This window comes from Amycolatopsis sp. NPDC028719 (assembly GCF_055565395.1).
On record NZ_JBVHUL010000001.1, the window covers coordinates 1,233,629 to 1,253,166 of the forward strand.

The 19,538-nt window shown below is 70.8% G+C and carries 21 protein-coding genes; 10 read left to right on the top strand and 11 right to left on the bottom strand.

Annotated elements, in window-relative coordinates; all coding sequences use genetic code 11:
- Positions 1 to 38: 38 nt before the first annotated feature.
- The 5 genes from ACZ4TR_RS06150 to ACZ4TR_RS06170 form a co-directional block, all read right to left on the bottom strand.
- On the bottom strand, positions 39 to 485 hold the full coding sequence (locus tag ACZ4TR_RS06150; RefSeq protein WP_465285982.1) for a DUF4190 domain-containing protein: 447 nt from the start codon (positions 483 to 485) through the stop codon (positions 39 to 41).
- 160 nt (positions 486 to 645) lie between these two features.
- Complete coding sequence (locus ACZ4TR_RS06155; RefSeq protein ID WP_465285983.1) at positions 646 to 1,461, bottom strand: carbohydrate ABC transporter permease; 816 nt, start codon at positions 1,459 to 1,461, stop codon at positions 646 to 648.
- Complete coding sequence (locus tag ACZ4TR_RS06160) at positions 1,458 to 2,354, bottom strand: carbohydrate ABC transporter permease (protein ID WP_465285984.1); 897 nt, start codon at positions 2,352 to 2,354, stop codon at positions 1,458 to 1,460. The genes ACZ4TR_RS06155 and ACZ4TR_RS06160 overlap by 4 nt, the downstream gene beginning before the upstream one ends.
- Entirely contained in the window at positions 2,351 to 3,640 is a 1,290-nt protein-coding gene (locus ACZ4TR_RS06165; RefSeq protein WP_465285985.1) for an ABC transporter substrate-binding protein, read from the bottom strand. Before ACZ4TR_RS06165 ends, ACZ4TR_RS06160 begins: the two co-directional genes overlap by 4 nt.
- Positions 3,641 to 3,740: 100 nt before the next feature.
- Entirely contained in the window at positions 3,741 to 5,369 is a 1,629-nt protein-coding gene (locus ACZ4TR_RS06170; RefSeq protein ID WP_465285986.1) for a long-chain fatty acid--CoA ligase, read from the bottom strand.
- Between the two features lie 445 nt (positions 5,370 to 5,814).
- Here ACZ4TR_RS06170 and mihF point away from each other — a divergent pair, with 445 nt between their 5' ends.
- A complete protein-coding gene (gene mihF, locus ACZ4TR_RS06175; protein WP_026468624.1) occupies positions 5,815 to 6,126 on the top strand; it encodes an integration host factor, actinobacterial type in 312 nt (103 codons plus the stop codon).
- An 83-nt stretch (positions 6,127 to 6,209) separates the two neighbouring features.
- The gene (locus ACZ4TR_RS06180) at positions 6,210 to 7,367 is read left to right on the top strand and encodes an isochorismate synthase (protein WP_465285987.1); all 1,158 of its coding nucleotides are present in this window, start codon (positions 6,210 to 6,212) and stop codon (positions 7,365 to 7,367) included.
- A gap of 7 nt (positions 7,368 to 7,374) precedes the next feature.
- On the opposite strand, the gene ACZ4TR_RS06185 is transcribed toward ACZ4TR_RS06180, so the two are convergent.
- Positions 7,375 to 8,061, bottom strand: coding sequence for a 4'-phosphopantetheinyl transferase family protein (locus tag ACZ4TR_RS06185; protein WP_465285988.1), 687 nt, complete (start codon positions 8,059 to 8,061; stop codon positions 7,375 to 7,377).
- Positions 8,062 to 8,195: 134 nt separating this feature from the next.
- Between ACZ4TR_RS06185 and ACZ4TR_RS06190 the strand changes: the two genes are divergently transcribed.
- Positions 8,196 to 9,365, top strand: a complete 1,170-nt coding sequence (locus ACZ4TR_RS06190) for an acyl-CoA dehydrogenase family protein (protein ID WP_086680388.1) — start codon at positions 8,196 to 8,198, stop codon at positions 9,363 to 9,365.
- Positions 9,366 to 9,429: 64 nt separating this feature from the next.
- Here ACZ4TR_RS06190 and ACZ4TR_RS06195 read toward each other — a convergent pair whose 3' ends face one another.
- Genes ACZ4TR_RS06195 through ACZ4TR_RS06210 form a run of 4 tightly spaced genes read right to left on the bottom strand, consistent with a single transcriptional unit; the run spans position 9,430 to position 12,725 of the window.
- A complete protein-coding gene (locus tag ACZ4TR_RS06195) occupies positions 9,430 to 9,750 on the bottom strand; it encodes a hypothetical protein (RefSeq protein WP_364516714.1) in 321 nt (106 codons plus the stop codon).
- Between the two features lie 58 nt (positions 9,751 to 9,808).
- Positions 9,809 to 10,450 carry a TetR/AcrR family transcriptional regulator gene (locus ACZ4TR_RS06200; protein ID WP_465285989.1) on the bottom strand — a complete coding sequence of 214 codons (642 nt, stop codon included), beginning with the start codon at positions 10,448 to 10,450 and terminating at the stop codon, positions 9,809 to 9,811.
- A complete protein-coding gene (locus tag ACZ4TR_RS06205; protein ID WP_465285990.1) occupies positions 10,441 to 11,991 on the bottom strand; it encodes an ATP-dependent acyl-CoA ligase in 1,551 nt (516 codons plus the stop codon). The genes ACZ4TR_RS06200 and ACZ4TR_RS06205 overlap by 10 nt, the downstream gene beginning before the upstream one ends.
- Positions 11,988 to 12,725 carry an enoyl-CoA hydratase/isomerase family protein gene (locus ACZ4TR_RS06210; RefSeq protein WP_465285991.1) on the bottom strand — a complete coding sequence of 246 codons (738 nt, stop codon included), beginning with the start codon at positions 12,723 to 12,725 and terminating at the stop codon, positions 11,988 to 11,990. Before ACZ4TR_RS06210 ends, ACZ4TR_RS06205 begins: the two co-directional genes overlap by 4 nt.
- A gap of 48 nt (positions 12,726 to 12,773) precedes the next feature.
- On the opposite strand from ACZ4TR_RS06210, the gene ACZ4TR_RS06215 reads away from it, so the two are divergent.
- Positions 12,774 to 14,384, top strand: a complete 1,611-nt coding sequence (locus ACZ4TR_RS06215; protein ID WP_465285992.1) for an amidohydrolase — start codon at positions 12,774 to 12,776, stop codon at positions 14,382 to 14,384.
- A 4-nt stretch (positions 14,385 to 14,388) separates the two neighbouring features.
- Here ACZ4TR_RS06215 and ACZ4TR_RS06220 read toward each other — a convergent pair whose 3' ends face one another.
- Positions 14,389 to 14,709: a hypothetical protein gene (locus ACZ4TR_RS06220; RefSeq protein WP_465285993.1), complete on the bottom strand. Its 321-nt coding sequence runs from the start codon at positions 14,707 to 14,709 to the stop codon at positions 14,389 to 14,391.
- A gap of 55 nt (positions 14,710 to 14,764) precedes the next feature.
- Here ACZ4TR_RS06220 and ACZ4TR_RS06225 point away from each other — a divergent pair, with 55 nt between their 5' ends.
- From ACZ4TR_RS06225 to ACZ4TR_RS06250, 6 genes are all read left to right on the top strand, one after another.
- Positions 14,765 to 15,205 (top strand): GNAT family N-acetyltransferase, encoded by a 441-nt coding sequence (locus ACZ4TR_RS06225; protein ID WP_465285994.1) that lies wholly within the window; start codon positions 14,765 to 14,767, stop codon positions 15,203 to 15,205.
- 40 nt (positions 15,206 to 15,245) lie between these two features.
- Positions 15,246 to 15,929 (top strand): metal-dependent transcriptional regulator, encoded by a 684-nt coding sequence (locus ACZ4TR_RS06230; RefSeq protein WP_364516700.1) that lies wholly within the window; start codon positions 15,246 to 15,248, stop codon positions 15,927 to 15,929.
- A gap of 171 nt (positions 15,930 to 16,100) precedes the next feature.
- The gene (locus tag ACZ4TR_RS06235) at positions 16,101 to 16,919 is read left to right on the top strand and encodes an LLM class flavin-dependent oxidoreductase (RefSeq protein ID WP_465285995.1); all 819 of its coding nucleotides are present in this window, start codon (positions 16,101 to 16,103) and stop codon (positions 16,917 to 16,919) included.
- 72 nt (positions 16,920 to 16,991) lie between these two features.
- Positions 16,992 to 17,336: a transcriptional regulator gene (locus ACZ4TR_RS06240; protein WP_364516696.1), complete on the top strand. Its 345-nt coding sequence runs from the start codon at positions 16,992 to 16,994 to the stop codon at positions 17,334 to 17,336.
- A 138-nt stretch (positions 17,337 to 17,474) separates the two neighbouring features.
- A complete protein-coding gene (locus ACZ4TR_RS06245; protein ID WP_465285996.1) occupies positions 17,475 to 18,533 on the top strand; it encodes an alcohol dehydrogenase catalytic domain-containing protein in 1,059 nt (352 codons plus the stop codon).
- Positions 18,534 to 18,781: 248 nt separating this feature from the next.
- Entirely contained in the window at positions 18,782 to 19,408 is a 627-nt protein-coding gene (locus ACZ4TR_RS06250; RefSeq protein ID WP_465285997.1) for an alpha-ketoglutarate-dependent dioxygenase AlkB family protein, read from the top strand.
- The last annotated feature ends 130 nt before the right edge of the window (positions 19,409 to 19,538 follow it).

The window sequence follows — 19,538 nt, forward strand, 5'->3', positions numbered from 1 at the left end:
CCGAAGGTCGTGGTCGATTCAGCCGAGAGGAGGAGCGTTCAGCAGGCGTAGGTGCAGGCGGCCGTGCCGGCCGCCGCCATGATGCCGAAGAAGAACAGCATCACGATCACTGCCGGGATCACCGCGATGATGCCGCACACCAGGCCCGCGATGCCCATGCCCTTGCCTGTGTAGCCCGGCCGGTCGGCCTGGACCATGCCGCCCCACGACAGGCCGATCGCCAGGAACCCGAGGACCAGGTCGACGAAGGGGACCCAGAACAGGACCAGGGCGACGATGCCGACGACCATGCCGCCCACCGCCATCCCGCTGGTGGCCAGCGGCTGGTACCCCGGGTAGGCGCCGTAGCCGGGCTGGGGGCCGTACCCCGGATACGGTTGCGCCGCGTAGGGCTGCACCGCGTACTGCGGCGCCGAAGGCGGGTACGCCGGGTTGACCGGCTGCTGGCCCGGCTGATCCGGCTGGTAAGGGTCGTAACTGGTCACCGCGCACCTGCTTCTGTCGGTCCAAAGCAGAGTCGCCCGGACGGCCTCGCACGTTACCAATCCGGCCTGAGGCAGGCCGACCCCCGCAGCGGCACGCAACCGTTCCTCCCAGCTGGTCCGGCCGTGACTGTGGGCGGATCGGTAACCAACGGCACGTTACTCAGCCGGTCAGGCCCGACTCCGTCACCCCACGAACCAGGTACCGCTGCAGGAACGCGAACAGCAGCACGATCGGCAGGATCGACACCGCGGCGGCCAGGAAGAGCAGGTTCAGCTGCGGGTTCTGGGCCGTCAGCAGACCCGACAGCGCCACCTGGACGGTCCACGAATCGGGAGACTGGGCGATGATCAGCGGCCACAGGAACGCGTTCCAGCTGCCGATCACCGTGATGACCGCGATCGCCGCGAAGAAGCCCCTCGAGTTCGGCACCACGATCCGCCAGAACACGCCCCAGCGCGTCAGCCCGTCGACACGCCCGGCCTCCTCCAGTTCGCGTGGGAAGTCCAGGAAGTACTGGCGGAACAGGAACACGCTGAACGCGCTGAACAGCCCGGGGATCACCAGCCCGCGGAAGTCCGACAGCCAGCCGAGCGTCGAGACCACCACGAAGCTCGGCACGAACGTGACCGAGGTCGGGATCATCAGCGTCGCCAGGACCGCGTAGAACACGATCCGGGAATGCCGGTACGGAATCCGGGCCAGGCCGTAGCCCGCCAGCGAGCAGACCACCAGCAGGCCGACCGTCTGCAGCACCGCCACGACCGCGGAGTTCAGCAGGCTGCGCGCGAAGGGGACGTCGTCGAGCGCGAACAGCTTCGAGAAGTTTTCCCAGTGCACGGTGGCCGGGAAGAGCGTCCACTGTGGAGCGGTGATCTCCGCCCGCGACGCCAGGCCGTTGCGCACCAGCAGGTAGAACGGCAGCAGGAACAGCACCGCCGCCGCCGTCAGCGCCGTCCACCGGAAGACGGCCTTCACGACACACGTCCGAAGCGGAAGACCCGGCCTTGCAGCAGCGTCACCAGCGCGATGATCAGCGCCAGGATCACCGCTCCCGCGCTGCCGCGGCCGAGGTCCTGGCCGCCCGACCCCAGCGACGTGTAGTACAGGTACACCAGCGGCGGCCGGGCGAACGGCGGGTAGCCGCGGGAGTCTCCCATGATGTTGTAGAACTCGTCGAACGCCTGGTACGCGTTGATCAGGTTCAGCAGCAGCACCGCCACGGCGGTCGCGCGCAGCTGCGGCAGCGTGATGTACCGGAACACCTGCCAGCCCGGCTTCGCGCCGTCGAGCCAGGCCGCTTCGTACAGGTGGTGCGGGATCCGCTGCAGCGCCGCGATGAACAGGATCATGTAGAACCCCAGCTGCAGCCACAGCCGCGCGGTCACCAGCACGATCCAGTACAGCGGCGGGTGCACCGTGCCGGTCCAGGCCACCGGGTCCGCGCCGAACAGGCCGAGCACCGTGTTCGCCAGCCCGTAGCGGACCCCGGAGAACAGCGACGTCTTCCAGATCAGCGACGCCACGACGTAGGAGCACGCGAACGGCAGGAAGAACACCGACCGGAAGAACGCCCGCGCGAACCGGAGCTGGGTGACGCCGAGCGCGAGCGCCAGCGACAGGACGAACGTCAGCGGCACGATGAACACCGCGAACACGCTGAACGTCCCGAGGCTCGACAGGAACGGCTCGTCGGTGAGCATGTGCCCGTAGTTGTCCAGCCCGACGAACTCCGTCGGCGTCACCGTGTTGCGCGCGTCGAAGAAGGACAGGTACGCGCTCCAGCCGATCGGCAGGTACGCGAACACCGCGAGCCCCAGGAGAAAGGGCCCGACGAACAGCCAGAACGTACGCGCGTCGCGCCGCTTCATCCGAACAGGCGCTTGAGCTCGGCCTTGGCCACCTCGACCGCCGTCTTGGTCTGCGCGACCGGGTCCGCCCCCTCCTTCGCAATCTTCGCGACCGCGTCGGACAGCGCCGTGTTCGACTGCTGCGTCCACACCGGACCGCCGACGAGGTGGCTGTTCTCCTTGACGAACCGGGCGGCGTCGGCGGCCGGGCCCGACTTGAGGCTGTCCGCGCGGTCGGCGAGGCTCTGGCGCGCCGGGACGTGGAAGCCGAACTTCGTCGCGAACTCCAGCTGGTCGTCGGTCTTGTCGACCCACAGCCACTTCACGAACGCCTTGGCCTCGGCGACGTGCTCGCTCTTGGCGTTCACCATCGCGCCGTACGCGCCGACCGGCACCGACGGCGCGCCGCTGCCGTCCAGCCGCGGGAACGGCAGCACGCCGAAGTCGTCGTCGAGCGCGTCGCGGATCTTCGGCACGTTCCACAGCCCGGTCCACTGCATCGCCGCGAGCCCGTCGACGAACGCGCCCGGGTCGGACCAGTCGGCCGGCGCGCCGAGCAGCAGCGAACCGTTGGCGTTGAGCGTGTGCAGCTTGGCCAGCGCGGTCGCCGCGCGCGGGTCGTCGAAGCCGACCTCGCGGTTGCCGTTCTTCAGGTAGTCGAGGCCGGCCGACCACAGCAGCGGGCCGGTGAGCACGCCGACGCCGCCGTCGTTGCCCGCGAAGAAGCCCTTGACGCCGTCCTTGGAGAGCTTGGCGGCCGCGTCGACCAGCTCGTCGACCGTCTGCGGCGGCTGCACACCCGCGGCCTGCAGCAGGCTCTTGCGGTAGAAGAGCACCTGCGTGTCGATGGCCTGCGGGATGCCGTAGACCTTGCCCTCGACGGTCTGCGCGGCGAGCACGGCCGGGCTGAAGTCACCCTTGGCCGGGCCGAGGACGTCGTCGAGCGGCACCACCTGGTTCTGCCGCACCCAGTCGATCTTGACCTGCGCCTCGAAGACGTCCGGCACCTTGCTGTTCTGCAGCGCGGTGACGATCTTCGAGTCGTAGTCGCCCGGGTTCCACTGCACGTCGACTGTGGCGCCCGGGTAGGTCGCGGCGTACCGCTTGACCGCTTCCTGGACGCCGTCTTCGCCGTACGCGTGGTACCACTGCTGGAGCGTGACCTTGGGGGCGTCCGACGGCGGCGGGCCCGCCGAGTACGCCGTCGAGGGCGGCGGCGTGCCCTGCCGCCCGGTGTTCGACCCGCACGCCGTCGCCAGCGCGCCCAGTCCCGCGAGCGCGAGGAAACTCCGCCTGTTCCGCTGCATCCCCAGTACTCCTCCGACGTGCTCTGAAGGCCACCATGAGGGCGCTAGATTCCCTCATGGTGGCCTTCAGGGGCTTGAAGACTCGCCGGAGATTTACCCGTTAGAGCTGTGCGATGTCGAGCTTTCCCTCGGAGTAGGACGCGCGGATCCGCTTCTTGTCGAACTTGCCGACGCTCGTCTTGGGCACTTCGTCCACGAACGTCCAGTTCTCGGGCAGCTGCCACTTCGCGACCTTGTCGCCGAGGAACTCGCGCAGCTCCTCCGGCGTGGCCGTCTGGCCTTCCTTGAGCACGACGGCGACCAGCGGCCGCTCGTCCCACTTCTCGTCCGGGATGCCGACGACCGCGGCCTCGGCCACCGCCGGGTGGCCCATGACCTGGTTCTCCAGGTCGACCGAGGAGATCCACTCGCCGCCGGACTTGATGACGTCCTTGGCGCGGTCGGTCAGCGTGAGGTAGCCGTCGGCGCTGATCTTGCCGACGTCACCGGTGCGCAGCCAGCCGTCGTGGAACTTGTCCGGGTCGACCTCCGCGCCGCCGTAGTACGCGCCGGCGATCCACGGGCCCTGGACCTCGAGCTCGCCCACGGCCTCGTTGTCCCAGGGCAGCACGGCGCCGTCGTCGTCGATCAGCCGGGCCCGCACGGACGCCGGGAAGCGGCCCTGCGTGTAGCGGTAGCGCCAGGCTTCCTCGCCGGTCGCGGTGGCGGGCGGCCGGGCGACGCTGCCCAGCGGCGACGTCTCGGTCATGCCCCACGCGTGCAGGATCGAGACCTGGTGCTTCTCCTCGAACGCGTGCATCAGCGACGGCGGCACCGCCGACCCGCCGACGACGACCTCGCGCAGGTGCGAGATGTCCTGCGGGTTCGCGTCGAGGTGGGCGAGCAGCCCCTGCCAGACGGTCGGGACCGCGCCGGCGAACGTCGGCTTCTCGGCCGCCAGCAGCGCGGCGATCGGCGCCGGCTGGAGGAACCGGTCGGGCATCACCAGCGACGCGCCGACCATCAGCGCCGCGTACGGCAGGCCCCACGCCATGGCGTGGAACATCGGCACGATCGCCAGCGCCGTGTCGCTCTGCGCGAGGTTCATGCTGTCGCTCATGCAGACCTGCATCGAGTGCAGCCAGATCGAGCGGTGTGAATAGGCGACGCCCTTGGGGTCACCCGTCGTGCCCGACGTGTAACACATCGCGGCGGCCGAACGCTCGTCCACGTCCGGCCAGTCGAAGGTGTCCGGCTGGGCGGCCAGCAGCGCGTCGTAGGCGTGGACCTCGACGCCGTCGGGCGCTTCGAGGGCCGCGGCGTCGCCGTTGGCCACGATGACGTGCCGGACCGTCTTGAACTGGGGCAGCTGCCTCGCCAGCAGCGGGACCAGCGTGCCGTCGACGATGACGACGTGGTCCTCGGCGTGGTTGGCGACGAACACCAGCTGCTCGGGGAACAGCCGGATGTTCAGGGTGTGCAGCACGGCGCCCATCGCCGGGACGGCCAGGTAGGCGGCCATGTGCTCGGCGTTGTTCCACATGAACGTGCCGACGCGCTGGTCGCCTGTCACGCCGAGGCTCCGGAGCGCGTTCGCGAGGCGCGCGGCGTTGCGGCCGAGGTCGCCGTACGACTCGCGACGGGCTTCTGAACCGGTCCAGGTGATGACTTCGCTCGCCGAGTGCACCGATGTGCCGTGGCGGAGCAGGTTCGCCAGCGACAGCTGGCCGTCCTGCATGGTGCTCAACATGGTCGCTCCCGGGGGTCGTTCGCCGGTGAACTGGGGTTGCGCCGACTCTAGTGCGGATCGGGTGAAGCGGGCATGGTCAACAACGGCTCCGTTCGGTCACGGTCGTCGCCCGATCGCGCGACGACCGAATGATGATCATGATCGACAATTTCTGCGCTTTTCCTTGTGGGCAAGGAAATACGCCACGGAACCCGTTGTAGTGGAGGCTTCACTTCCGGGTGAGCAGGGCCACCCGGGACGCTCATTGGGAGCGTTTCCGCAGGCCGGAGCGGGTTGCCCGGTATCACCTCCGGGGGTATTAAGTGCGTGTCGGTTGCACGGCCGAGAACCCGGTGGCGTTTACTGGGGCCGTGGTAAGAGACGGCTGGCCAGCGCTTGCAGGAGCAAGCGCACCGAAAAGCCGTCGGCCGCGAAAGCGGAGACCTGAGAGGAAAGGACTACTACGTTGGCTCTGCCTACGTTGACTCCGGAGCAGCGCGCCGATGCACTCGCCAAGGCGGCCGAGGCTCGCAAGGCTCGTTCGGAGCTGCTCGCGTCGATCAAGTCCGGCAAGGAGAGCATCGAAAAGGTGCTCAAGCAGGCCAAGGAGAACAAGACGATCGGGAAGACGAAGGTCACCCAGCTGCTGAAGGCTGTCCCCGGCCTCGGCGCGGTGAAGGTCGCCGCCCTGCTCGAGCAGGCCGGCATCGACCCGGACCGGCGCGCCGCCGGCCTGGGCGAGCGCCAGCGCGAGGCGCTCATCGACGCGCTGAAGTAGCCGTCATCAGGAGCTCCCGCGAGGGGAGTGTCGCTCGTGACACTCCCCTCGCGGATCTCCCGAAGCCTGGGACGCTGGAGTCTGTGAGCGACACAGACCCGGTGATCCCGGCAAGAGACCTCGCCGCCCGCTACCAGCGAGGCGACTTCCTGTTCACGACGGCCGAGCGCGCGCTGCTCGCGCAGGGCACCATCCGGACCGTCACCGAGACGGACCCCCGCCGGCTCGCCTCGGCGATCCCCGGCGTGCTGGCCGAGACCGGTGCCCCGCTGGCCGTCGGCGTCCTGCCATTCGACACCGGGCCCGACACGAAGGTGCCTGGCCATCTCGTCGTGCCCCGGACGGTCCACCGCTCCGAAGGCGCGCCTGCGCTGCCGCGCGAGGTCCTGCCGGCGCCCGTGCGGGTGCGTGCGGTGCCCTCTCCCGCGCAGCACATGGCGGCCGTCTCGGCGGCCGTCGACGCGCTGGCCTCGCGTGACCTGCGGAAAGCCGTGCTGGCCCGCGCCCTCGACCTCGAGTTCGCCGCGCCGGTGTCCGCGGAGAGCATCGTGCGCAACCTGGCGGTCGGCAACCCGCGGCACTTCACGTACGCGGCCGAGCTGCCGGGCGGACGCTCGCTCGTCGGCGCCACGCCCGAGCTCCTGCTGCGCCGCACGGGCCGCACGGTCTTCTCGTCGCCGCACGCGGGCTCCATGCCGCGCTCGGCCGACCCGGCGGCCGACCGCGCGAACGGCGAGGCGCTGCGGACGTCGCGCAAGGACCAGCTGGAACACGCCGTGGTGATCGACTACCTGGTCGAGGCCCTGCGGCCGTTCTGCCGGACCCTGGCGGTCCCGGCGGAGCCGGAGCTGGTCACGACCCCGGCGATCTGGCACCTGCGCACCCCGATCACCGGCGAGCTGGCCGACCCGGACATCACGGCGCTCGACCTGGCAGCGGCCCTGCACCCGACCCCGGCGATCTGCGGCACCCCGACCGAGGGCGCGCGTGAGCTGGTCCAGGAGCTGGAGCCGTTCGACCGCGACTACTACGCGGGCGCGGTCGGCTGGGTCGACGCCTCGGGCGACGGCGAGTGGGCGGTGGCGATCCGCTGCGCCGAGATCGCGTCGACGTCGATGCGGCTCTACGCGGGCGGCGGGATCGTCCCGGCTTCGGACCCCCAGGCGGAGCTGGACGAGACGACAGCGAAGTTCCGCACGCTGCTGAGCGCGATGGGCCTCGGCGACCTCTCCGGCGTCTGAGGTCGGGTTACGGGACCCAGAGTTCCTCGGTCACCGACAGCTCGTCGGTGGTCAGGACCGCGATGGCCGCGCGGTAGCCGTCAGCCGCCTTCAGGTCCACCAGCCGTGTGGTCTCCGGGGCCAGCGCCGGGTCGCCCGACTCCAGTAGCCGGGCCGGCTCGTCGAAGCGGGAGAACGTGATGCTCTTCAGCGGGATGCGCAGGCCCTTGCCCGTGGCCTTCATCACGGCTTCCTTGCGCGTCCAGTAGACGAAGAACGCCGCCGCCTTCTCCGCGTCGGTGAGACCGGTCAGGTGGCCGGCTTCGGCCGGGCTCAGGGCGTACTCGATCAGGCCGTCGTCGGCCTTGCGGCCGGCCGTCTCGACGTCCAGGCCCACCGGGACCGACGGCGTCGCCGCCACGCCGATCAGCTCGCCCGAGTGCGAGATCGACAGCGTCAGGTCCGCGCCCGGGACCCGCGGCCTGCCGTGCGGTTTGCCGCAGTCTTCGCAGGTCGCGTCGAACTTCACGGCTTCGGGGGCCGCCCCCAGCCGCTCCGCCGCCACCGTCTTCGCCAGCACACGGCCGGTGAGGAAGCGCCGCTTGTCCGCGTCCTGCCGGTACGCCTCGAAGCGGCCTTGCTCGACGTCGTCCAGCAGGCGCAGGAAACGCTCTTCGGCGGGCAGCGGCGACGACCAGCGGACCACGATCTCCATCACGCCTCCGATCCTCCCGGGCGCCGAAGCGGTTGTCACGAATTCGGGGACAGGTCTGGGGTAATCACGCTCTCAGGAGGTACCCTCGTACTAAGCAAGCGCTTAGCCAGCCAGTGTCGGAGGAGCAGCGTCGGATGGATTTCTCTCTCAGCACCGAAGAACGTGAAGTGCGCGACTGGGTCCGCACGTTCGTCCAGCGGGAGCTGATCCCGCTCGAGCAGGAAGTCCTCCGGCGCGAGCGCGCCCACCAGCCCGGCCTGACCGGCGAGGAGCTGAAGGACCTCCAGCTGAAGGCGAAGGAGTCCGGCTTCTGGGGCGTCTTCACGCCGGAGGAGTACGGCGGCATGGGCCTGTCCGCCGTGATGGCTGCGCTGCTCGAAGCCGAGCTCGGCCGGACTTTCGTGCCGTTCCGCTTCGGCGGCGCCGCGGACAACATCCTGTTCCACGCCAACGAGGAGCAGAAGCAGACCTACCTGCTGCCGACCATCTCGGGCGAGCGCAAGTCGTGCTTCGCGATCACCGAGCCGGGCGCCGGGTCGGACGCCAAGGCCATCCGGACCACCGCCCGCAAGGACGGCACCGACTGGATCATCAACGGCGAGAAGACCTTCATCACCGGGGGCAACGAAGCCGACTTCACGATGGTCTTCGCGATCACCGACCCCGAGAAGGGCGCGAACGGCGGCGTCACGTGCTTCCTCGTCGACCGCGAGGCCGGCTGGAAGTCCGAGTACATCGACACCATGGGCGAGTGGGGCCCGGCCTCGCTGATCTTCCAGGACGTCCGCGTCCCGGAGACGCAGATCCTCGGTGAGGAGGGCCGCGGCTTCGAGCTCGCCATGCAGTGGATCGGCCAGGGCCGCTACCTGCTGCCGGCGCGCGCGATCGGTTCGTGCGAGCGGCTGATCTCGATGGCCATCGAGCACGCCAACACCCGCGAGACGTTCGGGCAGAAGATCGCCGAACGCCAGGCCATCCAGTGGATGATCGCCGACTCCGGCGTCGAGCTGGAAGCGCTGCGCTGGCTGGTGCTCAACGCCGCCTGGCAGGTCGACCAGGGCGTCGACTCGCGGCACGCGCAGTCGATGGCGAAGCTGTACGGCGGTCAGAAGGCCAACGAAATCGTCGACCGAGTCCTGCAGATCCACGGTGGCATGGGTTACACGCGGGAGCTGCCGGTCGAACGCTGGTATCGCGAACTGCGGCTGCTGCGCATCTACGAGGGCACCGACGAGATCCAGCGCCGCACCATCGCGCGCAACCTGCTCAAGGGGCACGTGAAGGTCGGCGGCGTGCTCGGCTGAGACTTCGGACGCGAACGAGGCCACCTCCCGGACGTCCGGGAGGTGGCCTCGGCGGTGTTTCGGGTTACTTCTTGTTGCGGATGGCGATCGGGACGCCGGCCAGGTCCTCTTCGTTGCACAGGAGCTTCACGTCGTAGTACGGCGAACCCTGGCGGTCGTCGTAGTCGAGGTGAATCGCCAGGACGTCGAGCGGTTCGCCCAGCCAGTCCTGCGCCTGCCGTAGCCACTTGGAAGCCCGCTCCAGGGCGGTGGGGAGATCGTCATCACGGAACTCGACGGGGCGATAGGGGACATCCTGCACCTGATCGCGGGGGTGTGCCGGCGCCGGGAGGCCCGGCGCGAGACCCGAGTCGTCCAGTTCCAGTTGGATCGTTTCCTCAGTCACCCTTCGAGCGTCCCCCACGCACGCCGTCTGGGCAAGGCGTACACAGGTAAAAGCGCCGCTAAACGGACGTCCCCCACTCTTTCGCGACGATTTCCCGGCAGCGTCGCAAGTCGGCTACGCCCGGCGAAGACGTGCAGCCCAGCGCCCTCGACGCCAGCTCCGCGTAGTGCTCGGCGAGCTGGTCCAGCGCCAGCGGCCCGCGTGGTGAATACCACCTGGCCACGCCGCTGCACATCTCCAGCAGAGCCAGCCGGGTCACCGCGGGGTGTTCGGTGTGGAACACCCCGGCCGCGACGCCTTCGTCGATCGCCGTGGCCCACAGGTGTTCGTACGCGTCCCGCAACGCCACCACCGGCTCGCGCGCGGCCGGCGACAGCACGTCGACTTCGTTGTCCACCACCCGGGTTTCCGCCGGGCCGACCGCGTGCGCGAGCACGTGCAGCGCGACCAGCGTGCGCAGCCGGTGCACCGGGTCCGCGCTGCCGGCCGTCGCTTCGCGGGCCGCGTCCAGCAGGCGGTTCAGCGCCGTGTGCATGATCTCCGCGAGCAGATCCTCCTTGGTGCCCATGTAGTGGTACAGGCTCGCCGAGGAGAGTTCCGCCTCCTGCGCCAGATCCCGGATGCCCGTGCCGTGGAACCCCTTGGTGGCGAACAGTTTCACCGCCGCCGCGCGAACGCGTTCCCGGCTGGTCACAGCCATGCCGCCGCCTTCGCGTCCCACGACCCGGCGCGCGGGTCGGCCACCTTCCGCAGCTCGCCCTTGGCGACGCGCTCGGACGGCGTCATCGGCAGCCCGTCGGCGAACGCCCAGAAGCGCGGAACCTTGAAGTAGGCCAGCTTTCCCGAACAGAACTCGGCGAGCTCGGCAGGCTCCGGACGCTCGCCGCCGCACACGACGTACGCCTTGATCTCCTCGCCGCGCAGTTCGTCGGGCACCGCGACGACGGCCGCCAGCCGCACCGCCGGGTGCAGCAGCAGCGCGCGTTCGACCTCGTCGGCGGAGACGTTCTCGCCGCTGCGGCGGATCATGTCCTTCGTGCGCCCGACGTAGAACACGCGGCCGGCGTCGTCCATGCGGGCGAGGTCGCCGGTGTGGAACCAGCCGTTGCGGAACGCCTTCGCCGTCGCCTCGGGATCGTCGTGGTAGCCGTGCATCAGCCCGATGCCGCGGATCAGCAGCTCGCCGGTTTCCCCGCGCGGCACCGGCTTCCCGTCTTCGCCGGCGATCATCGCCTCGCGGTCGCGGCTCGGCCGGCCGATGCAGCCGGTGCCGACGGTCTCGTCGTGGTCGGCCGCCGTCATCCGGATGTCGCCGCCGGTCTCGGTCATCCCGAACGCCTCGTACCACGGCACGCCCCAGCGCGCCTCCAGCTCGGCGTGCAGCTCGTGCGGGATCGCGGACGCGCAGATCGAGCGGACGCGGTGGTCGCGGTCGGCTTCCGCCGGCTCCTGCCGCAGCAGCAGCGTCGGCATCAGGCCGAGGCAGTAGAACCACGTGACGCCGTACTCGCGGACCTTCGCCCAGAACGTGCTGGGGTGGAAGCGGTCCAGCACGACGAGGGTGGCGCCGGCGGCGAGCCCCAGCGCGACGTTCCACTGTGGATCGATGTAGTGGAACGGCTGCGCGGTCAGGACCACGTCGTCCTCGCCGACGGCGGGGAAGTCGGTGGCGAGGCCGACGGCCAGGGTCGTCCAGTACCGGTTCGGCAGGACGCAGCCCTTGGGTGCGCCCGTGGTGCCGGACGTGTACTGGATGTTCACCGGAGTCTCGGGCACCGGCGTGAAGGCCGCACTTTCACGTGAAAGTGCGGCCCCCAGGTGGGCACTTTCACGTGAAAGTGCGGTGGGGGTGATCACCTCGGTCAGGCCGATGCGGCCGAGGAGGTCGGTGAACTCCGGTCCGGCGACGGCCAGTTTCGCCCCGGAGTGGCGGAGGACGTGGGCGCCGTCGAACTCCTGGTAGTTCGTGTTGACCGGCACCAGGATCGCGCCGATCTTCGCCAGCGCCAGCCAGAGCAGCGGGAACTCGGGCTGGTTGCGCAGCATCACCGCGACCCGGTCGCCGGGGCCGATCCCGCGTCCGGCCAGCGCGGCGGCGAACCGGGAGCTTTCGCGGTCGACGTCGGCGAAGGTGAAGCGGCGGCCGGTTTCGTCGAACACCCAGGCCGTGCGGTCCGGCCACAGTCGCGCGGCCCGCGTGACGAGCTGGGCGAGCGTGCCGATTTCGGTGAGCGGCGTCACGTCCGGCTCCGGAAGGCCTCCGTGGACGCGGCGACCGCGGCCGAGGTTTCGGTGATCAGAGCGTGGCTGACCTCGAGTTCCAGCGCGGGCTCGATGTCCGTGCTCGCGTCGAGGACGCGCTTCGCCATCGCCGCGGCCGCCGGCGGGTGCCCGGCGATCCGCTTCGCCCAGCTGAGCGCCTCCGCCTGGAGCTGCTCGGCGGGCACGGCGGCGTTGACCATGCCGAGCGCCGCGGCCTTCCGGCCGTCGAAGCGCTCGCCGAGCAGGAGCAGCTCCTTCGCCTTGAGCGGGCCGACGAGCAGCGGGAGCAGCCGCGACGCCGCGCCGGTGACGCTCAGGCCCAGCGAAACTTCGGGGAACGCGAAGACGGCGTCCTCGGCGGCCAGGATCAGGTCGCAGCCGAGCGCGAACTCCGCGCCGGCGCCGATCGCGTAGCCGTGTACCGCCGCGATCACCGGCTGGCGCAGCGCGCGCAGCCGGCGCGTGACGTCCTGGAGCCGGTCGAGCCGCGCCCGGGAGTCCCCCGCGGGGGTGGGTTCCTTGAGGTCGTGGCCCGCGCAGAAGGCGCGGCCGGTGCCCGACAGCACGACGACGCGGGCGTCACTGCGCGCGGCGGCGTCGAGCGCGGCGAGGAAGTCGTCGACCAGGACGGCGGCGACCGCGTTGAGCCGCTCGGGCCGGTTCAGCCGGATCTGCGCGATGCCGTCCTCGACGGCGAACTCCACGGTGGGCATGCGGCCGATGCTAGACGTTCGATCGATCGATCGATAGCCTCTGTCCACATGCGGGTCGATGCGGTTTACGAGAACGCCACGGTGTGGACGGGCGCGGGTGTCACCAGTGCGCTCGCCGTGCTGCACGGCCGGGTCGTCGCACTCGGAGACGACGCCCTCTCGCTTTCGGCGCGCTCGCGGGTCGACCTCGGCGGCGGGTTCGTGGTGCCCGGGTTCCACGACGCGCACAACCACATGGCGTGGTTCGGGATGGGCCTCGACGACGTCGCGCTGGGTGGCTGCCGCAGCGTCGAGGAGGTCTACGACGCCGTCGCCGCGCGAGCCGCGGCACTGCCGGCCGGGAGCTGGGTGGTCGGGAGCGGGTACGACCAGAACAAGCTCGCCGGCGGGCACCCGGACCGGCACGGGCTCGACCGCGCGGCGCCGGGGATGCTCGTGCGGCTCAAGCACACGTCCGGGCACATGACCGTGGTCAACTCGGCCGTCCTCGACCAGCTCGACCTCGGCAACGTCCCGGTGGGCGGCGACGTCGTGCACGGCGCGGACGGCTCACCGACGGGGTTGCTGCGCGAGCAGGCCCAGCTGCTGCTGCGGCCGCTGACGTACCCGACACCGGTTTCGCGCGTCGTCCGCGGGCTCGGCCGGGCGTCCGAGCAGTACCTGTCGGAGGGCATCACCAGCGTCCAAGAGGCCGGGATCGGCGGCGGCCTGGTCGGCGAGACACCCGCCGAGCTGGCTGCCTACCAGGAGGCGCGCGACCGCGGCGTCCTGCGCGTGCGCAGCACGGTGATGGTCGCCGCGAGCGTGCTTCACGACCTGCCCGACGACGCCGGCTTCGGCCTCGACCTCGGCCTGCGCACCGGTCTCGGCGACGAGTGGCTGCGCGTCGGCCCGATGAAGTTGTTCGCCGACGGCTCCCTGGTCGGGCGCACCTGTGCGATGCACGAGCCCTTCGACGGCGCTGAAACTGCCTCAGACGCCGGCGGGCTGGGCAACCGCGGCTACTTCCAGGTGCCCGAGGACGAGCTGGCCCGCACGATCCGCCGCGCCCACGAGGCGGGCTGGCAGATCGCGACGCACGCCATCGGCGACCGCGCGATCACCGTCGTCCTCGACGCCTACGAGGCCGCCTTGGCCGCTTCGCCGCGTACAGACCACCGTCACCGCATCGAGCACTGCGCGGTGCTCCAGCCCGCGGAACTGACCCGGCTCGCGTCGCTCGGCCTCATCGCGTCACCGCAGGGCCGGTTCGTCAACGAACTCGGCGACGGCATGCGCGCCGCGCTCGGCGAGGCTCGCGTCCCGTGGTGCTACCGGCTGCGAAGCGTCCTCGACGCGGGTTGCGTGCTTCCCGCGTCCTCGGACCGGCCCGTCGTGAACGGCGCGCCGCTGCTCGCGCTGGCCGACATGGTGCGTCGGCGCACGGCCTCAGGAGCCCCCTTCGCACCCGAAGAGGCGTTGACGCCGGAGCAGGCGTTGCGCGCGTACACGTATGGCTCGGCGTACGCGACCTTCGCCGAGCGCGACCTGGGCACGCTCGAACCCGGGAAGCTCGCCGACTTCGCCGTGCTGTCCGGCTCGCCCCTGGACGAGTCCGCTTTGGACGACCTCAGCGTGCAAGGCACCGCCGTCGGCGGCGAACTGCGTTATCAAGCGTGATGATTCACCTCTTCCCCACGAACTCGAGTGCTTCTTCCGCCAGCGCGGACCAGGGCTGCGCCGACCCCGTGTCCAGCGCCAGCCACTCCTTCATCGGCGTGCCCTTGTTGGCGTCGAAGCGCACCCCGTGCCCGGCCGCCACGAGCTCGTCGACCCTCGCCCGGGGCAGCTTCAGCACCAGCTGCCCGCGGACGAACATGCCGAAGATCCGGCCGTCCACCCGCAGCGCCGTGCGCCCGAACCCGCCGGTCGCCCCGGGTGGCGTGATGCCCGGCCGTCCGGTGAACTCGTCGACCAGCGCTTCGAACTTCTCCTCCGGTGCCATCGACCACCTCCGACTCCGACCGTAGCGACCACCACCGACAGAAACGGGAGGCGAGATGCCCGTCCGCGACGCCGTCTTCGAAGACATCGAAGAGATCTGCGCGCTCATCGAAGAGCACGCCGTCTACGAGGACAACCACGACCTCAAGCTGGACCGCGCCGAGATGAGCGGCCACCTCTTCGGGCCGGACCCGAAGGCGTGGGTGCTGATCGCGACCCCGCCGGGGGAGCCCGGCACCGTCGCCGGCTTCGCCTTCTGCAGCTGGAACTTCTCCACCTGGGAGGCCCGGCCCGGGATCTGGCTGGACGACCTGTTCGTCCGGCCCGCGCACCGCCGCCACGGCCTCGGCGGCGAGCTGCTCGACGAGCTGCGCAGCCGCACCACCGGGCGCGTCGAGTGGGACATGCAGGAGGGCAACGAAAAAGGCGAGGCGTTCTACGCCCAGCTCGGCGCGGAACCCGTCCCCGGCTGGATCCGCTACCGCTGGCGGCCGTGAACTTTCACGAGAAAGATCCCGGCCCCGTATCGTATGCGGCATGGGAGATGGTTCGGTCCGGAGGTCCTCGTCGGTCGAGGACTACGTCCGGGTGATCTACGGCTTGGTCGAGCGCGGGGAGGCGGTCACGAACACCTCGCTCGCCGGCCGGCTGGAGGTCAGCCCGTCCTCGGCGTCGGGGATGGTCACGAAGCTGTCCCAGCTCGGACTGGTCACCCACGTGCCCTACCGCGGGATCGAGCTCACCGCCGACGGGCGGCTCCTGGCGCGCTCGGTGCTGCGGCGGCACCGGCTGATCGAGACGTACCTCGTGTCCGAGCTCGGCTACACGTGGGACGAGGTCCACGCGGAGGCGGACGCGCTGGAGCACGCGGTGTCGGACCGGCTGGTCGAGCGCATCGCGGCGAAGCTGGGCAACCCGGTCCGCGACCCCCACGGCGACCCGATCCCGGCACCGGACGGCAGCGTCGAGGAACTGTCGGTCCGCATCCTCGACGACCTCGAGCCGGGCGCGGTGGGCGAGATCGTGCGGGTCTGGGACACCGACCCCGAGCTGCTGCGCTACCTGACGGAGCACGCGATCAACCTCGGCGAGCGCATCGAGGTCGTCGAGCGCCAGCCGTTCGGGGGACCGATGGTGGTGAAGGTGGGCTCGCCGCCGGAGGTGGCCACGCACGCCATCGGCAAGGAGATCGCGCAGGCCCTGTCGGTCACCCTGCGCTGACCCCGAGCGCCCCAATGTGGCCTTGGTTGCGTTGAACGCACCGAAGGCCGCCTTGGTTGCGTTGAACGCTCCGAAGGCCACATTGGGGCGCGGGGGACGGCGGGAGGCGTACGCGCGGATGACGTCGTGAAGCGGATGTGGTGACACCCCCGCGACCCCGACCATGGCCGCATGAAACCCTTCCGCTTCGGCATCGTCGCCGGCTACTCCCCGGACCTGACTTCCTGGACCGCCCAGGCCGAGCGCGTCGAAAAGCTCGGCTTCGACACCCTGCTCGCCACCGATCCCGTCGGCACCGCCGATCCCTTCGTGCTGCTCGGGGCCGCCGCCGCGGTCACCTTGGACCTCACCGTCGGGACCTTCGTGCTCGCCGACCCCTTCCGGGACGCCCGGGCCCTCGGCTGGCAGGCCCAGACCCTGCACCAGCAGACCGGTGGCCGCTTCGAGCTCGGGCTCGGCGTCGGGCGGCCCGGGGCGAAGGAGCACGCCGAAGAGCTCGGCCGGGAGTTCGGCGAACCGGGTGAGCGCATCACACGGATGGCCGAGACGATCGCCCACCTCAAGCGAGCGAGCGACCGCCCGAAGCTGGTGCTCGCCGGCGGCGGGCCGAAAATGCTGGCGCTCGCCGCGCAAGAAGCCGACACCCTCACCTTCACCTGGCAGCCGAAGACCACCGAAGCCGAGGCGCAGTCCATTGTGGATCGATTCCGTAAGCTGGCTGACGAACGGCTGCCGGACATCGAACTCGGGCTGAACCTGATGGCCGTCGGGGACGAGCCGTCGCCGGGAATCGCGCGGTGGGCCGGGGTCGACGTCCCGGAGCTCGCCGCCGCCGGTGCCGTCACCGTGCTGCCCGCTGATCCAGGTCAAGCGGCGGAAAGGCTTCTCCGCTGGCGGGAACGGTGGGGGATTTCCTACGTCACGATCAACTCCGGCTACGCCGAACCGTTCGCCGCCATCGCCGAAGAGGTGCGGCTCGCAGGTGGGTGAGGGCCCTTCCGATCTTGCGAAGCTGGGCCTACGCTCCAATTTTCGTACTCGGGAGTGCTTCGGAGCGTTGTGATGACCGGTCAGCGAACACGCACCATCGACCGGGGGGAACAGGCGGAGCTGAGCCAGCTGCTCGCCGCCGGGCCGTTCGACGTGGCCCTCCGGGCGGCGATCCGGGCCCGCGGGCTCGGGCTCGACCGGATCCGCTATCGCTTGCGCGGCAGGGGAACCACGGTCAGCCTGGCCACCCTCAGCCACTGGCAGTCGGGGCGGTGCCGGCCCGAACGGGCGGAATCCTTGGAGGCCCTGCGGAATCTCGAGGACATCCTGAACGTGCCGGACGGCTCGCTCAGCAGGCTCCTCGGGCCGCCGCGGGGAAGAACGCGCTTCCACGCGCAGGCGCCGCCGCTCAATTGAGAGGCTTATTCGGGCTGGACCGGCGCTACGGGACTCGCATCATGCCCGCTGTGGCGAGGTTTGCGCCGGGTGACGGCTGAACAAGCCTCTTTGCGGTACCAACGGAAAACCGCTCACCTGAGCACGTAGGCTCGTGGCATGCGAGCTGTGGTCATGGAGGAGTTCCGCGTCCCGCCGGTCGTGCGGGACGTGCCGGAGCCGGTGGCGCCGCCCGGTGGCGCGGTGATCGAGGTCGACGCCACCGGCGTCTGCCGCAGCGACTGGCACACGTGGCAGGGGCACGACGCCGCGGTGAAGCTGCCGCACGTCGCCGGGCACGAGCTCGCCGGCCGCGTCGTCGCGCTCGGCGACGGCGTGCGCGGGTGGGAGCTCGGCGCGCGCGTCACCGTGCCGTTCGTCTGCGCCTGCGGCACCTGCCCCCAGTGCGCCCGCGGTGACCAGCAGATCTGCGACCGCGAGTTCCAGCCCGGCGCCACCCACTGGGGTTCGTTCGCCGAGCGGGTCGCCATCGAACACGCCGAGACGAACCTCGTCGCGCTGCCGGACTCGCTCGGCGCCGCCGAAGCCGCCGCGCTCGGCTGCCGGTTCGGCACGGCGTTCCGCGCGGTGCTGCGGCAGGGGCGCGTCACCGCGGGGCAGTGGGTTTCGGTGTACGGCTGCGGCGGCGTCGGGATCTCCGCCGTCCTGCTGGCCGTCGCGGCGGGCGCGAAGGTGGTCGCGGTCGACGTCTCGTCACGCGCTCTGACACTTGCCGCCAAGTCCGGCGCCGCCCTCACCGTCGACTCGTCGGCGTTCGACGGCCCGGAAGCCGTCGCCGCGCACGTGCGCGAGCTGACCGGCGGCGGCACGCACGTTTCGCTCGACTGCCTCGGCGCGCCGTCGACGTGCGCGGCCTCGGTGGGCAGCCTCCGCAAGCGCGGCCGGCACGTCCAGGCCGGGCTGATGCCGCCCGCGCAGGGCGTCGCGCCGATCCCGATGCACCGGGTCATCGGCGGCGAACTGGAGCTCGTCGGAATCCACGGACTGCAGGCCCACGAGTACCCGGAGCTGTTGCGCGTCGTCGAGACGGCCGGGATCGACCTCGCCGCGCTGATCGGGCGCCGGATCGGCCTCGACGACGTCCCGGCCGCGCTCGCCGCGATGAACGACCCGGTGCCGGCTCAGCCGGGCGTCACCGTCGTGACGTTTCGTGACTGATCCGCGCCGGCGAGGTCAAGCGACGCGTTCGTAGCTGATCCACGCTGGCCCGGTGGCCTTCAGGTGTGGGAACGTCGGGCCATGGTGGCCCAGAGCGAGGGGATCCGGCCGCAGGAGCGTCCCGCTGGTCCGTTGGGGCGGCTCCTGCGGCTGTTCAGCGTCGCCGGGGTCACGTTCCGCGGTCACCACGTCGTCCCGGCGACGATCACCGCACCTGTCCGGCAGGAGCGTCGGGCACAATCGAGGTGATGGACGCCCTCCTCCCGCGCCCGCGCGCCGAACTCGCGCCCGGTGCCGTCCACGTGCCCGGCTGGCTCGGCTTCGACGAACAGCGCGAGCTCGTCGCCGCCTGCCGCGGCTGGCCGGGCTACCGCCACACGACGTACGCGGGTGGCGGTGTCATGTCGGTCAAGACCGTCTGCCTCGGCTGGCACTGGTACCCGAACGGCTACTCGCGCACGACCGACGAGGGCAAGCCGGTGCTGCCGTTCCCGGACTGGCTCGGCGACCTGGGCCGCCGCGCACTCGCGGACGCGTACGGCGAGCCGGCCGACGGCTACGAGCCCGACACCGCGCTGGTCAACTTCTACGCCGCGAAGGCGAAGATGGGGCAGCACCAGGACAAGGACGAGCGGAGCACGGCACCCGTGGTGTCGCTCAGCCTCGGCGACACGTGCGTGTTCCGCTTCGGCAACACCGAGTCGCGCGGCAAGCCGTACACGGACGTCGAACTGCAGTCGGGCGACCTGTTCGTGTTCGGCGGCCCGTCCCGGTTCGCCTACCACGGCGTGCCGAGGACGCTGGCGGGCACGGCCGACCCGGCCCTCGGCCTGACCGGGCGGCTGAACATCACGCTGCGGGTCTCGGGCCTCTGACCCGGCTGGTGGTCGTGGGGGGGGGGGGGGGGAGGGGGGCCGCCCCCGAAAGGGGGGGGGGGAGCCCTTTCTCGCCCCTTCCCAACTGGGGCGCCCCACCGAGGGCGTCCCCCTCCCCGAACGCTAACAA

Coding starts and splice junctions, on each gene's coding strand:
- ACZ4TR_RS06160 (WP_465285984.1), bottom strand. CDS start 2,354: ATGAAGCGGCGCGACGCGCGTACGTTCTGGCTGTTCGTCGGGCCCTTT.
- ACZ4TR_RS06165 (WP_465285985.1), bottom strand. CDS start 3,640: ATGCAGCGGAACAGGCGGAGTTTCCTCGCGCTCGCGGGACTGGGCGCG.
- ACZ4TR_RS06170 (WP_465285986.1), bottom strand. CDS start 5,369: ATGTTGAGCACCATGCAGGACGGCCAGCTGTCGCTGGCGAACCTGCTC.
- ACZ4TR_RS06185 (WP_465285988.1), bottom strand. CDS start 8,061: ATGGAGATCGTGGTCCGCTGGTCGTCGCCGCTGCCCGCCGAAGAGCGT.
- ACZ4TR_RS06190 (WP_086680388.1), top strand. CDS start 8,196: ATGGATTTCTCTCTCAGCACCGAAGAACGTGAAGTGCGCGACTGGGTC.
- ACZ4TR_RS06200 (WP_465285989.1), bottom strand. CDS start 10,450: ATGGCTGTGACCAGCCGGGAACGCGTTCGCGCGGCGGCGGTGAAACTG.
- ACZ4TR_RS06210 (WP_465285991.1), bottom strand. CDS start 12,725: ATGCCCACCGTGGAGTTCGCCGTCGAGGACGGCATCGCGCAGATCCGG.
- ACZ4TR_RS06215 (WP_465285992.1), top strand. CDS start 12,774: ATGCGGGTCGATGCGGTTTACGAGAACGCCACGGTGTGGACGGGCGCG.
- ACZ4TR_RS06220 (WP_465285993.1), bottom strand. CDS start 14,709: ATGGCACCGGAGGAGAAGTTCGAAGCGCTGGTCGACGAGTTCACCGGA.
- ACZ4TR_RS06225 (WP_465285994.1), top strand. CDS start 14,765: ATGCCCGTCCGCGACGCCGTCTTCGAAGACATCGAAGAGATCTGCGCG.
- ACZ4TR_RS06230 (WP_364516700.1), top strand. CDS start 15,246: ATGGGAGATGGTTCGGTCCGGAGGTCCTCGTCGGTCGAGGACTACGTC.
- ACZ4TR_RS06235 (WP_465285995.1), top strand. CDS start 16,101: ATGAAACCCTTCCGCTTCGGCATCGTCGCCGGCTACTCCCCGGACCTG.
- ACZ4TR_RS06240 (WP_364516696.1), top strand. CDS start 16,992: ATGACCGGTCAGCGAACACGCACCATCGACCGGGGGGAACAGGCGGAG.
- ACZ4TR_RS06245 (WP_465285996.1), top strand. CDS start 17,475: ATGCGAGCTGTGGTCATGGAGGAGTTCCGCGTCCCGCCGGTCGTGCGG.
- ACZ4TR_RS06250 (WP_465285997.1), top strand. CDS start 18,782: ATGGACGCCCTCCTCCCGCGCCCGCGCGCCGAACTCGCGCCCGGTGCC.